Genomic DNA, 12,108 nt, shown 5'->3' on the forward strand with positions numbered 1-12,108 from the left:
TTTCGGGGTTATGCGCTAGCTCGCGGACTTGCGCGGGCGACCCTGTTCCGGGGGGATGATCTCGACTGCCGTATCGGTTGCCGCTGCCTTGGCATGGCGGCGGCGCCAGTCGCCGAGGAAGAGCAGGATGGGTGCCGCGATGAAGATCGACGAGGCGCCGGCCACGAGAATGCCGAAGACCATCGGGATCGCGAAGCTCGAGACAGCACTACCGCCCCAGATCGCCATCGGCACCAGCGCGAGGAAGGCCGTCGCATTGGTGTAAAGGCTTCGCGCCAGGGTCTCGTTGATCGACTTGTCGATGATTTCGCGCAGCGGCATCGACTTATAGAGCCGCATGTTTTCGCGCATGCGGTCATAGACGACGACTTTGTCGTTCACCGAGTAACCGACGAGCGTCAGGATGGCGGCGATAGCCGTCAAATTGAAGTCGAGGCCGGTGATCGCGAAGAAGCCGATCGCCTTGGTGACATCGAGCACCAGCGTGACGATGGCGCCGACGGCAAACGGCCATTCGAACCGCACCCAGATGTAGATGAGCATCGCGAAGCTTGCGATCACCACCGACAGGATACCGGCCCAGGCAAGCTCGCCGCTGACCTTCGGACCGATGACGTCGGTGCCTTCGATGGTGGCGGTCGGATCGATCTTGGCGACTTCGGCCTTCAGCTTGGTTACCGCTGCCGTCTGTGCCTCTTCGCCGCCTTCCTGCCGTTGAGCGCGAACGAGAATGCTGTTCTTGTCGCCGAAGGACTGCAGCGAGATTTCGCCGAGACCAAGCGTGTTCAAGCCTTCACGGAACGTCCCGAGATCGGCCGGGCCGGTGGTCCTGACGGCCATCTGGATGCCGCCGCGGAAATCGACGCCGTAGTTGAGGCCCGGATGAATGAAGAGCACGACGGAGGCAATCGAAAGCAGCGCCGAAACGGCGATGCCGAAGAAGCGCGCCTTCATGAACTGGATGTGCTTGTCATAGGGGCTGAACGGGATCAACGGCCGGATGTTCAGCACCTTGAGCTTGCTGCGGCGGGTGATCTCGATCATCGCGACACGCACGAAGGCGACCGATGTGAACATCGAGATGATCAGGCCGAGCGCCATGGTCACGGCAAAGCCGCGAACCGGTCCGGAGCCGAAAAAGAACAGGATGGCCGCAGCGATCAGGGCCGTCATGTTGCCGTCGATAATGGTCGAATAGGCACGGCGGAAGCCGGTGTCGATGGCGGCGAAGGCGCTCCTTCCCTTGCGCGTTTCTTCGCGGATGCGCTCGTTGATGAGAACGTTCGCGTCGACCGCAAGGCCGATGCCGAGAACGACACCGGCAATGCCCGGTAGCGTCAGCGTCGCACCAACCAGCGTTAGCGCCGAGAAGGTCAGGATCGTGTGGATCAACAGCGCGATATTCGCCAGGAAGCCCCAGGTGCCATAGAGAACGAAGATGAAGGCTGCGACGAGCACAAAGCCGACGATGCCGGAATAAATGCCCATCTTGATGGCATCGGCTCCGAGGTCGGCGCCGACGGTGCGCTCTTCGATGACCGTCAGCTTCGCGGGCAGGGCGCCGGCGCGCAACATGGCGGCCAGCGTCGTGGCGCTATCGGCCGAGAAACTGCCGGAGATCTGGCCTGAACCGCCGGTGATCGGCTCGCGGATAACAGGCGCGCTCAGCACCTTGTCGTCGAGGACGATGGCGAAGGGATTGCCGACGTTCTGGCGGGTGATCTCGGCAAAGCGGCTGGCGCCGGCGCTGTCGAAGCGGAAGCTGACGATCGGCTCATGCGTGTTCGAGTCGAAGCTGACGCGGGCATCCGAAAGGCGGTCGCCGGAGATTTCGACGCGGTCGAGGACCGGATACGACCTGCCTTCATCGTCCTTCAGCATGGTCACGCCGGGTCCGGGCGCATTGTTCGGCGACAGCATGTGGAACGACATCTTGGCGGTGGAGCCGAGCAGTTCGCGCAGGCGTGACGGATCCTGCGCGCCCGGAAGCTGGACGAGCACGCGATTGGCGCCGATGCGCTGGATGGTCGGCTCGGAGACGCCGACCTGGTCGACGCGCTGGCGGATGACTTCAAGGCTTTGCTGGACGGCATTGTCGACATTGGCGGAGATGCCGGCCGGCGAGAAGCCGACGGTGATGGTGGCGCCGTTCGCAGTGACGGCCAGATCCGACTGGCCGGCGCTGAGGCCGGTGCTGATCGGGTTGGCAAGCGTCTTGAGTTCGGTGACGGCAGCATCGCTCTGCGCGGCATCGGCAAGCGTCACGACGATCTGGTTCTGGCTGCGGACCACGGCTTTCGGCTGGATGCCCTTTTCGCGCAGCACGCGCCGCGCGTCCTGAAGCAGCGACTGCAGCCGCTCCTTGGTCAGGTCGGCTTCGTCGACTTCCAGAACGAGGTGCGAACCGCCGCGAAGGTCGAGGCCGAGTGACACCTGCTCATGCGGCAGCCAGGCCGGCACGCGCTGGAGGACGGATTGCGGCAGGACGTTCGGCAGGGCGATCAATAGGCCGAGTAGGATGATCACCGTATAGGTGACCACCAGCCATCGTGAAGTACGCATGTTGTATTCCTTGATATCGAGGGCCGGCGCTCGGGCGCTGGCGGCATGTCGTCAATGGTCGGAAGCGCCGATCGGCGCGAGCGTCAGGCAGCGACCGGCGGTGCGCGCGGCTGATAGGTCCTGGAGACTGCGGCATGAAGCGAAGCTTCAAATGCCGGAAAAGGCGCGGCCATGGTCCAGCCGGAAAAATCGACAACCGGGGCGGCGGCAAGGGCAAGCGGTCCGGCGTCATGCGCCGCCTGCTTCGGTGCAAGCTTGCGCTCCGTGGCAAGCAGCCCGCGCACGGCATCACGCGCAGTCAGCTGCGGCGGCTGCGGATCTCGACCGGAAGAGGAAAGCGTATTGACGGCGGCGGCCGGCGAGATCACCAGGTTGCCGCCGAAAAGCAGGCCGAGATAGGCAAGGATGGCGACGAGGAGGGAGGCGGCGATACGGCTCGTCAGACGGCGCTGGTCCAGCTCCATCTTCTCCGTCCCGGCGATGTCACTCCCGTATCGGCTCAAAAGCGCGCCAATCTCTCATTCTCTTTCCGGCGGAGGGTCATCCGTCGGCATAATTGTATCAGGCCCATGCCTGTCTTCATAGGGCACACTCTCATGATGCACTTGGGCGAGCCGGTCAACCATGCCCAGCGCGATTTCGCGTTCGCCCATGATGACAGTGTCGGCGCCATAGTGCGTCAACTCATCGACCTCGGCGTCGGAATGGGCGCGGGCGACGATGAGGATCGATGGATTGACGCTACGCGCCTGCTCGGCGATGCGGCAGGCCTCGAAGGCGTTGGGGATGGCGATGGCAATGCTGCGGGCGCCGGAAAGATTGGCAAGGTCGAGCGTTTCCCGCATCACCGCATTGCCCGCCAGAGTTTCGATACCCTGCGCCTTCAGCTCGCCGATGCGCTTGTCGGAATCCTCGATGACCAGGAAGGGCGTGGCCGACGACTTGAGATTCTGTCCGACGATGCTGCCAACCCGCCCGTAGCCGACGAGAATGGCGTGGCCACTGAGGGCGGTCGGGTGCACCTCGTCGTCTTCAGGCGGCATCTCCTCCTGCGCTGCTATCGCATCTGCATCGGGAGCAGGGTCCGCCACGACGTCTTCGCGCTTTGCACCATCCAGCAGCGGCCGCATGCGGTCGCAGAGGAAGAACAGCAGCGGATTGAGGATGATCGAGATGATGGCGCCGGCAAGAATCAGATCGCGGCCTTCCTCCGGCAGCAGCCCGAGTTCGACGCCGAGGGCGGCGAGGATGAAGGAGAATTCGCCGATCTGGCCGAGGCTGGCCGAAATCGTCAGCGCCGTGCCGAGCGGCTTCTTGAAGGCAAGCACGATCAGCAAGGCTGCGACGGACTTGCCGATAACGATGATGAAGATGGTGGCAAGGATCGGCAGCGGCCTGTCGATCAGGATGTTCGGATCGAACAGCATCCCGACCGAGACGAAGAACAGCACGGCAAAGGCGTCGCGCAGCGGCAGGCTTTCCTGCGCGGCCCGATGGCTGAGCTCGCTTTCGGCAAGCACCATGCCGGCGAAGAAGGCGCCGAGCGCCAGCGACACGCCGAAGAGCTTCGCCGCGCCGAAGGCGACGCCGAGCGCGATCGCCAGCACGCCGAGCCGGAAGAGCTCGCGCGAACCGGTATGGGCGATGCGGTGCATCGTCCATGGAATGAGCTTGCGGCCGAAAACAAGCATCAGTGCCACGAACAGCGCCACCTTCACCAGCGTCATGGCGATCATGCCGCCGATGCCGAGATCGAGGCCGAACAGGCGGTTCAACCCGGCCGAGAGCGGTTCGACAGGAGCGTGACCCTCACCGCCGATGCTGGCTGCGGCCGGGATCAGCACCAGCGCCAGCACCATGGCGAGATCCTCGACGATCAGCCAGCCGACGGCGATCCTGCCGCGCTCGGTCTCGACGAGACGCCGCTCCTGCAGCGCTTTCAAGAGCACCACGGTTGAGGCGACCGAGAGCGCCAGGCCGAAGACCAGGCTGCCGCCGGTCGGCCAGCCCATGAAGGCGCCGAGCCCCCAGCCGAGCAGTGTCGCAAAGGCGATCTGCACGATCGCGCCGGGCACGGCGATGCCACGCACCGACAGCAGGTCTTTCAGGGAGAAATGCAGCCCGACGCCGAACATCAGCAGGATGACACCGATTTCGGCCAACTCCGGCGCAAGGTTCTGATCCGCCACATAACCTGGCGTATGTGGCCCCACAAGCACACCGGCTATGAGATAACCGACGAGCGGCGGCATCCGCAGTCGATGGGCGAAGGCGCCGAAAATGAAAGCCAGCACGAGGCCGCCGACGATTGTCGAAATCAAGGGCGTGTCGTGTGGCATCGCTGTCTCCCGATCTGGAAATCCCGTTCGTAATATGACATATATGGTTTATATCGACCAATATGGGCAACTTGAAATCATGGGTCAAGGCGCAAGGGAAACAATTCTCACTCCTGCTCTCTGTCGCGCGGCGCGTGGCCTGCTCGACTGGACCCAGACCGATCTTGCCGAGAGGGCCGCCGTCTCGCGCAGCACCATCCGCGATTATGAAGGCCGGCACCACGACATCCATCGCGCGACGGAGGCGCAGCTGCGCCTCGCCTTCGAGGAAGGGGGCGTCAAATTCGTGGAGATCGAAGGGGCGGGCACCGGCCTCTGCCTGCCCACTGCATAATTCAAAGGGTTACAGTGCCCTCTGCGTCTCTCGAAAAGACGCGTGGCTCTGTCATCGGGCAGGCTGAACCGGCTCAGGCGCCAGGCAGGCGGCAGAGACCTTGTAGGCTGAAAGCGCCTTGCCCTTGTAGTTGCCTTCCGTCGGCTGCCAGTTCTTCAGTACCTCGGGCGTCTCGGTGGCGCAGGTGAAGGGTCCGTCCGTCAGGAAAACCACCTTGCCGGTGATGTCGGCCGGCAGAGCGAATTCCTGCTCGTAATAGCTCTCCGGAAGGCCTGCGGGCGCCCGCGCATAGATCCGGTAGGATGTATCGCGGAGCGTATAGAAAAGATCGGCGACCATGTCGCGATTGTCGGTGACGATGATGTCCGTGCCCGCCTGAGCTGCGAGAGCGGCCGCCTCGCGGCTGACTTCGGCACGGCCGAGATAGCGCTTCATCAGCGCGTCGCCGTTCGGCAGCAGCAACTGATGCGGAAAGATCGTCGCCAGCGGAAAGAGCAGGCTGGCGATGCCGTTGATGGTCAGCGACAACCTGAGCCCCTTCGGCCACATCCGGTAAAGCAGCCAGACGGCAAGGATGGTGCCTGCGACATAGGCAGTGACCGCCCAGTTGGCATAGGCCTTGGCGACCGTTGCCTGCAGCGTGATCAGCACCACCACCGGCATCGACAGCCAGACCAGCATCTTTTCCCGATCGTCGCTCCTACCCTTGATCATGCGATAGACCGCCCAGAGCATTGCAAAGAAGATGATCGGCCCGACGACGCCGAACTGGGCGGAGAAAAATTCAAGCCCGCGGCGGACACTGATACCGAGTTCGCTCCAATGGGCAATATCCTGCGTATGCCGCACCGTTGTGTTGTCGTGCTGCAGGTTCCACCAGAGGTTCGGCAAGGCGACGACCGCCGCGACCGCGACCGCGATGATGAAATCCCGGATGGCGATGCGTGCCGCCGGAATGAGGAGGAGGGCAAGCGCGCCGCCCGGAACGACGAACAGCACGGCATATTTCGTCAGGAAGGCGAGGCCGACGCTAAGGCCCATGACGAGCGCCAGCCCGACCGAGCGTCGCTGCGTCAGGCCGAAATAGGCAAGCAGCGCGATCGCGATGAAGAATAGCAGGATCACGTCGGTCGAGAAGAACACCGAAGAAAGCGCGACGCCGGGGAGCGTGATGTAGGTGGCGCCCGTCCAGCCTTCGATCTCCGGCCCGACGAAACGTTTTGCCGTCTTCATCAGCACCAGTGCCGCCGCCATGTGGATCAGCGGTCCGAGCAGCCTGATCCAATAGATGGCGTTGGAGCCGGAAAGCTCGGTCATCGCCCGGATCACCCAGGCAATCATTGGCGGCTTGGAATAATAGCCGAGATCGAGATTCTGCGACCAGAACCAGTACTGCGCCTCGTCGACGAAAAGGTCCGTCGCATCGAAATTGAGCGTGACGACGCGCCAGAGCGTGAAGCCAAGAACGATGAGGAGACCAGATCTGGGGGACATGAACCGATAGTTCCGCTGACATGAAAGGCGCGAGTGCGATACACCAAAGGTGCCGGACTGCCAACGGGGAAGGGTGGAGATCAGTCTAAAGCATGTCGCGCAAAACTGTGCAGCTGCGGTACCGACATGCGTAAATGTAAAAATCTAAAGCGCGAAGAGCGTTTCTGAAAGATCGCGACGCGCTTTAGAACACCCGAAGTGCGCGGAGATCGCGGTTTGCAGCGAGAAAATCGAGACGGGCGACGGCGGCAAGCAGCGTCATTGCAATCAAGCAGGAACCCAATCCGAGAACAATCATTGCTCTGTCCTTGTCGACGTCATGTCTTGGTTATCGACCGGCATATAACACGGAGCTTGCGTGTGCCTTGTAGCAGCCGTGCAACTCCGCAGCAGTATTTGTTGTGAACGGCCTTGAATTGCTTCAAAAGCCTGCACCGCGAAAGGCTTATTAACCTTCAAGCAAGGAATTAACCATAAACATTGGTTTACACGTCGGAATGGGAAGATGCACTCGTTCCCACCAGGCATGACGCCGTCCCGCCGTACCGGGTTGATCCGGTATCCATCTCTTCAGACAGCTCCGAAACATAGCTGATCAGGGGGCTCGATCCGCCGGTTGTAACCGGTGGTGAGGACCGTCTCAACGCTTCGCGTTCAACGGATGCTGCGCAAGTTTTTGGCCGGGCGTTCGCCCGGAAAGTGGTTGGGGACAGGCGTTGAGGCAGGACATGCCATCAGATCAGGCTCGTGGCGCGCAGGCAGGCAGCTTGCGCGACCGTCTGCGCTTTGCCGGTCTCGATGCCGACCAGTGCGAGCTGGTGCGCCGCAACCGGCCGGCCCTCGAAGCACATCTGAAGGCAGGCCTCAGGGATCTCTTCCACAGGTTCCAGTCATTCCCCGACGCCTCGCGCAATTTCGAGAGCGAGCGCCAGGTCGAGCGCCTGCACGATCTGCAGTCCTCGCATTGGGACGTGCTGACGGATGCGCGGTTCGACAGCCTCTATGCCGAGCGCGTCAAGGTTCTCTCCGATACTGAAAGCAAGATGGGCCTCGACCCGCGCTGGCACGTGGCCGGCCATGGCGTCATGCTGGAACATGTCGTTTCCGGCCTTGCCGAGCAGATCGCCGGCCGTCCGCTGCTGCCGTCGGCCAAACGCCGGACCCGCGAAATCTCCGATCTGATGACAGCGATCATCCGCATCGTCATGGTCGATGTGGAAATTGCCGTCTCGCTCCGCTTCAATGCGCTGCGCGCCGGGGAGCAGCGCGCGCTCGCCGATCAGCGCGCCGACAACGAGGCCGAGATCGCCCGGATCTTCGGCGATGTCATCGAAGGCCTGTCCGCACGCGACCTGACGCGACGCGCGCCCCTCGACGGCGACGGCGCCTATGGCGGGATCGCCGTCGCGCTGAACGGTGCGTTGGATGGCCTCCAGGCCGAGTTCACCGCCATCACCGAGCGCACGGTCAAGGCCGAAGCGGCGACGGGCTCGCTTGCCGGTCTGTCGCGGCAGTTTGCTGGCACGGCTTCTGGCCAGGCCGACCGGCTGCAGCTTTCCGCCGCGGCCCTTGCCGGCATCGCCGGTAGCGTCCGCCATGGCGCCGCCGACAGCCGCGCTGCCGAACAAGCGGCCGCCACGACGCGCGCTGCGGTCGAGGAAAGCGGCGAGGTCGTCGGCCGCGCGATCAGCGCCATGGCCGATATCGAGCAGTCGGCCGAAAAGATCGGCCAGATCATCGGTGCGATCGACGAGATCGCCTTCCAGACCAATCTCCTGGCGCTGAATGCCGGCATCGAAGCTGCTCGCGCCGGGGATTCCGGCCGCGGTTTTGCCGTCGTCGCCCAGGAAGTCCGCGCCCTTGCCCAGCGCTCGGCCGAGGCCGCCCGCGAGATCAAGACGCTGGTGACGACGACCAAGGCGCAGGTCGATGCCGGCGTGCAGATGGTCGGCCGCACACAGGATTCGATCGGCAGCATCGTACGTCAGGTCACCGACATCAACGCCGCCATCGCCGGCATCGCCACCCGAACCGGCGAACATGCCGCAAGCCTCGACAGCGTGACATCAGACGTCAAGGGCCTGGGTGGCGAGGTGGCGGACAGTGCCGGCCTTGCGGAGCGTTCGGCTGAAGGCGCCGACCACCTCCACACCGTCATTCTCGAGCTCGGCCAGACGATTCGCGAATTCCGCATCGCCCGGGAAAACGCGACTGCCGGGCGCCCTGCGCCGGTTCGCGTGACGCCGCCGCGCGCCATCGAGGTCGCCGCCCGTCCGGCACTCACCGAGGACGGATACGAAAATGACGATTTTGGCCTTCCGCAGCCCTTCGCAAGCGTCGGAGGTGGGCGGAATGTTTACTAACCTATCGGATGATCGCCTCAGCTCGTCTTCTCGGGCCGGGGATAAGGGGACAAGGAAAAGCTGATGGCAGCAAAGAAGAGTGGCAAGACGCTGGATTTGACAGCGGTGCTCGACCTCAACGAGGCTTCCGCCTTGCGCGATAAACTCCTCTCTCTCAGGGGTAGCGGTCTTTCGATAGACGCTTCCGGCGTTGAACGGATCGGTGCTCTTTGCGCCCAGGTTCTGATGTCCGCCGAGAAGACCTGGGAGCAGGACAAGCAGCCGTTCACCTTCTCCAAGGTGTCCGACGCATTTCAGAAAACCATGCAGCTGGTTGGCGTCAATATTGACCACCTGCTTGCCAAGGAGATTCGGCAATGAAGAAAAAAGTGCTGACCGTGGATGATTCCCGCACCATCCGAAACATGCTTCTCGTGACGCTGAACAATGCCGGCTTCGAGACGATCCAGGCGGAAGACGGCATCGAGGGCCTCGAGGTTCTCGAAGAGTCCAATCCTGACGTCATCGTGACCGACATCAACATGCCGCGCCTCGATGGTTTCGGCTTCATCGAAGGTGTTCGCCGCAACGAGAAATATCGGGCGATCCCGATCCTGGTTCTGACCACCGAAAGCGACGCGGAAAAGAAGAACCGTGCCCGCCAGGCCGGTGCCACGGGCTGGATCGTCAAGCCTTTTGACCCGGCCAAGCTGATCGATGCCATTGAGCGTGTAACCGCTTAAACCCAGGATTTGCTCCTATGGATATGAACGAAATCAAAGAGATCTTTTTCCAGGAGTGCGAGGAACAGCTCGCCGAGCTGGAATCCGGTCTTCTGAAAATGAATGATGGCGATCGCGATCCGGAAACCGTCAATGCGGTGTTCCGTGCCGTGCATTCGATCAAGGGTGGCGCCGGCGCCTTCGGCCTTGACGATCTGGTGGCCTTCGCCCATGTCTTCGAGACCACTCTCGATTGCGTTCGATCCAACAAGCTTGAGCCGAACCAGGATGTCCTGAAGGTGATGCTGAAGTCGGCCGACGTGCTCGCCGACCTGACGAACGCTGCGCGCGACGGCGGCAGTGTCGATGAAAGCCGCAGCCGCGGCCTCGTCAAGGAGCTCGAGGCGCTGGCCAACGGTGAGATGCCGTCTCCCTCGGCCTCAGTCGAGGCGCCTGCGCCGAAGGCAGCCGCAAAGGCCGCTCCGGCGCCGACCCCCAAGCCGACGGACGACAGCGGCTTCCAGCCGGTCCCCTTTTCCTTCGACGATTTTGGCGGCGAGGGCGATGCGGGCGGCATGCCGGCCTATGAAGTCATCTTCAAGCCGCGCTACGAACTCTATTCCAAGGGCAATGACGCCACCCTGCTGCTGCGTGACCTCTCGCGCCTCGGTGAAATGACGATCTATTGCAACACGGATGACCTGCCGGGCCTCGAGGAACTCGATCCGGAAGGCGCTTATTTCTTCTGGAACGTCACCATCAAGACGGACAAGGGCGAGGACGCCATTCGCACCGTCTTCGAATTCGCCGAGTGGGATTGCGAACTGACGGTGAAGCCGGTCGAAGAAGCAAGGGCCGACGCGACCAGCAACGACGAACTGCCGATGGTGCCGGTTCCCTTCGATCTGTCGATCCTGGACGAAACGGGCGCAACGGAAGAGGTTTCCGCCTCAGACGCGCGCGCCGAAGAGACGGCCGCCGCCGTTGCCGCCGCGGAGACCGCCTCCAACGTCACGCAGATGGTCGCCGCCCGCGTCGAGAAGAAGGAATCGGCCGCCGCCGCAGCGGCCGCAGCAAGTGCTGCCGCCCAGAACAATGCCGCTGGCGCCGGCCAGACGATCCGCGTCGATCTCGACCGTGTCGACCGCCTGATCAACCTCGTCGGCGAATTGGTCATCAACCAGGCGATGCTGTCGCAGAGCGTCATCGAGAATGACACGACCGGCACCTCCTCGATCAATATGGGCCTCGAGGAGCTGCAGCAGCTCACCCGCGAGATCCAGGACTCGGTCATGGCGATCCGCGCGCAGCCGGTAAAGCCGGTCTTCCAGCGCATGTCGCGTATCGTCCGCGAAATCGCCGATATGACCGGCAAGTCGATCCGCCTGATCACCGAAGGTGAAAACACTGAAGTCGACAAGACGGTCATCGACAAGCTGGCCGAGCCGCTGACCCACATGATCCGCAATGCCGTCGACCACGGCATCGAAACGCCCGAAAAGCGTGCAGCCGCCGGCAAGAACACCGAAGGCACGGTCCGCCTCACCGCCAAGCATCGTTCGGGACGCATCCTGATCGAGCTTGCCGACGACGGCGCCGGCATCAACCGCGAGAAGGTCCGCCAGAAGGCGATCGACAACGACCTCATCCCGGCCGATTCCAATCTGTCGGACGAGGAAATCGACAACCTGATCTTCCTGCCGGGTTTCTCGACGGCCGACAAGATCTCCGACATCTCCGGCCGCGGCGTTGGCATGGACGTCGTCAAGCGCTCGATCCAGGCGCTCGGCGGCCGCATCAACATCACCTCGAAGCCTGGCCACGGCTCGGTCTTCACCATGAGCCTGCCGCTGACGCTCGCCGTCCTCGACGGCATGGTGGTCACCGTCGCCGGCCAGACGCTGGTCGTGCCGCTGACCGCGATCGTCGAAACCCTGCAGCCGGAAGCTGCCGCGATCCACTCCTTCGGTGCCAACCACCGGCTGATCTCGATCCGCAACAGCTTCTGCCCGCTGGTCGATGTCGGCCGCATCCTGAACTTCCGCGCCACCCAGGCCAATCCGGTCGAGGGCGTGGCGCTTCTGGTGGAATCCGAAGGCGGCGGCCAGCGCGCTCTGATGGTCGATGCCATCCAGGGTCAGCGCCAGGTGGTCATCAAGAGCCTGGAAGCGAACTACACCCATGTGCCGGGCATTGCCGCCGCCACCATTCTCGGTGACGGCCGCGTCGCTCTCATCCTCGATGTCGATGCGGTTGTCGGCGCTTCGCGCGGCCAGTCGCTCAAAGCGGAAATGTCGCTAGCAGCGGTGGGATAA

The 12,108-nt window shown here is 63.0% G+C and carries 9 protein-coding genes; 5 read left to right on the plus strand and 4 right to left on the minus strand.

What is annotated here, in order from left to right; genetic code table 11:
• Positions 1-15: 15 nt before the first annotated feature.
• The 3 genes from secD to ybaL form a co-directional block, all read right to left on the minus strand.
• Positions 16-2,562, minus strand: coding sequence for a protein translocase subunit SecD (gene secD, locus J3P73_RS03990; protein ID WP_018072546.1), 2,547 nt, complete (start codon positions 2,560-2,562; stop codon positions 16-18).
• An 83-nt stretch (positions 2,563-2,645) separates the two neighbouring features.
• On the minus strand, positions 2,646-3,026 hold the full coding sequence (locus J3P73_RS03995; protein ID WP_024320951.1) for a hypothetical protein: 381 nt from the start codon (positions 3,024-3,026) through the stop codon (positions 2,646-2,648).
• A 54-nt stretch (positions 3,027-3,080) separates the two neighbouring features.
• On the minus strand, positions 3,081-4,901 hold the full coding sequence (ybaL, locus tag J3P73_RS04000) for a YbaL family putative K(+) efflux transporter (RefSeq protein WP_018072548.1): 1,821 nt from the start codon (positions 4,899-4,901) through the stop codon (positions 3,081-3,083).
• Positions 4,902-4,935: 34 nt separating this feature from the next.
• On the opposite strand from ybaL, the gene J3P73_RS04005 reads away from it, so the two are divergent.
• Positions 4,936-5,235 (plus strand): helix-turn-helix transcriptional regulator, encoded by a 300-nt coding sequence (locus tag J3P73_RS04005; protein ID WP_017990271.1) that lies wholly within the window; start codon positions 4,936-4,938, stop codon positions 5,233-5,235.
• A gap of 51 nt (positions 5,236-5,286) precedes the next feature.
• Here J3P73_RS04005 and J3P73_RS04010 read toward each other — a convergent pair whose 3' ends face one another.
• Positions 5,287-6,729: an ArnT family glycosyltransferase gene (locus J3P73_RS04010; RefSeq protein WP_024320950.1), complete on the minus strand. Its 1,443-nt coding sequence runs from the start codon at positions 6,727-6,729 to the stop codon at positions 5,287-5,289.
• Positions 6,730-7,457: 728 nt separating this feature from the next.
• On the opposite strand from J3P73_RS04010, the gene J3P73_RS04015 reads away from it, so the two are divergent.
• From J3P73_RS04015 to J3P73_RS04030, 4 genes are all read left to right on the plus strand, one after another.
• Positions 7,458-9,092, plus strand: coding sequence for a globin-coupled sensor protein (locus J3P73_RS04015; protein ID WP_130719654.1), 1,635 nt, complete (start codon positions 7,458-7,460; stop codon positions 9,090-9,092).
• A 63-nt stretch (positions 9,093-9,155) separates the two neighbouring features.
• On the plus strand, positions 9,156-9,452 hold the full coding sequence (locus J3P73_RS04020; protein ID WP_003545491.1) for an STAS domain-containing protein: 297 nt from the start codon (positions 9,156-9,158) through the stop codon (positions 9,450-9,452).
• A complete protein-coding gene (cheY1, locus tag J3P73_RS04025; protein WP_003545492.1) occupies positions 9,449-9,814 on the plus strand; it encodes a chemotaxis response regulator CheY1 in 366 nt (121 codons plus the stop codon). The genes J3P73_RS04020 and cheY1 overlap by 4 nt, the downstream gene beginning before the upstream one ends.
• Before the next feature lie 17 nt (positions 9,815-9,831).
• Positions 9,832-12,108, plus strand: a complete 2,277-nt coding sequence (locus J3P73_RS04030; protein ID WP_130690829.1) for a chemotaxis protein CheA — start codon at positions 9,832-9,834, stop codon at positions 12,106-12,108.

The sequence above is a fragment of the Rhizobium ruizarguesonis genome, assembly GCF_017357285.1.
Lineage (GTDB): Bacteria > Pseudomonadota > Alphaproteobacteria > Rhizobiales > Rhizobiaceae > Rhizobium > Rhizobium ruizarguesonis.

What these genes read in the sequence shown, in the direction of transcription:
- secD (WP_018072546.1), bottom strand. Translation starts at nt 2,562, where the DNA reads ATGCGTACTTCACGATGGCTGGTGGTCACCTATACGGTGATCATCCTA.
- J3P73_RS03995 (WP_024320951.1), bottom strand. Translation starts at nt 3,026, where the DNA reads ATGGAGCTGGACCAGCGCCGTCTGACGAGCCGTATCGCCGCCTCCCTC.
- ybaL (WP_018072548.1), bottom strand. Translation starts at nt 4,901, where the DNA reads ATGCCACACGACACGCCCTTGATTTCGACAATCGTCGGCGGCCTCGTG.
- J3P73_RS04005 (WP_017990271.1), top strand. Translation starts at nt 4,936, where the DNA reads ATGACATATATGGTTTATATCGACCAATATGGGCAACTTGAAATCATG.
- J3P73_RS04010 (WP_024320950.1), bottom strand. Translation starts at nt 6,729, where the DNA reads ATGTCCCCCAGATCTGGTCTCCTCATCGTTCTTGGCTTCACGCTCTGG.
- J3P73_RS04015 (WP_130719654.1), top strand. Translation starts at nt 7,458, where the DNA reads ATGCCATCAGATCAGGCTCGTGGCGCGCAGGCAGGCAGCTTGCGCGAC.
- J3P73_RS04020 (WP_003545491.1), top strand. Translation starts at nt 9,156, where the DNA reads ATGGCAGCAAAGAAGAGTGGCAAGACGCTGGATTTGACAGCGGTGCTC.
- cheY1 (WP_003545492.1), top strand. Translation starts at nt 9,449, where the DNA reads ATGAAGAAAAAAGTGCTGACCGTGGATGATTCCCGCACCATCCGAAAC.
- J3P73_RS04030 (WP_130690829.1), top strand. Translation starts at nt 9,832, where the DNA reads ATGGATATGAACGAAATCAAAGAGATCTTTTTCCAGGAGTGCGAGGAA.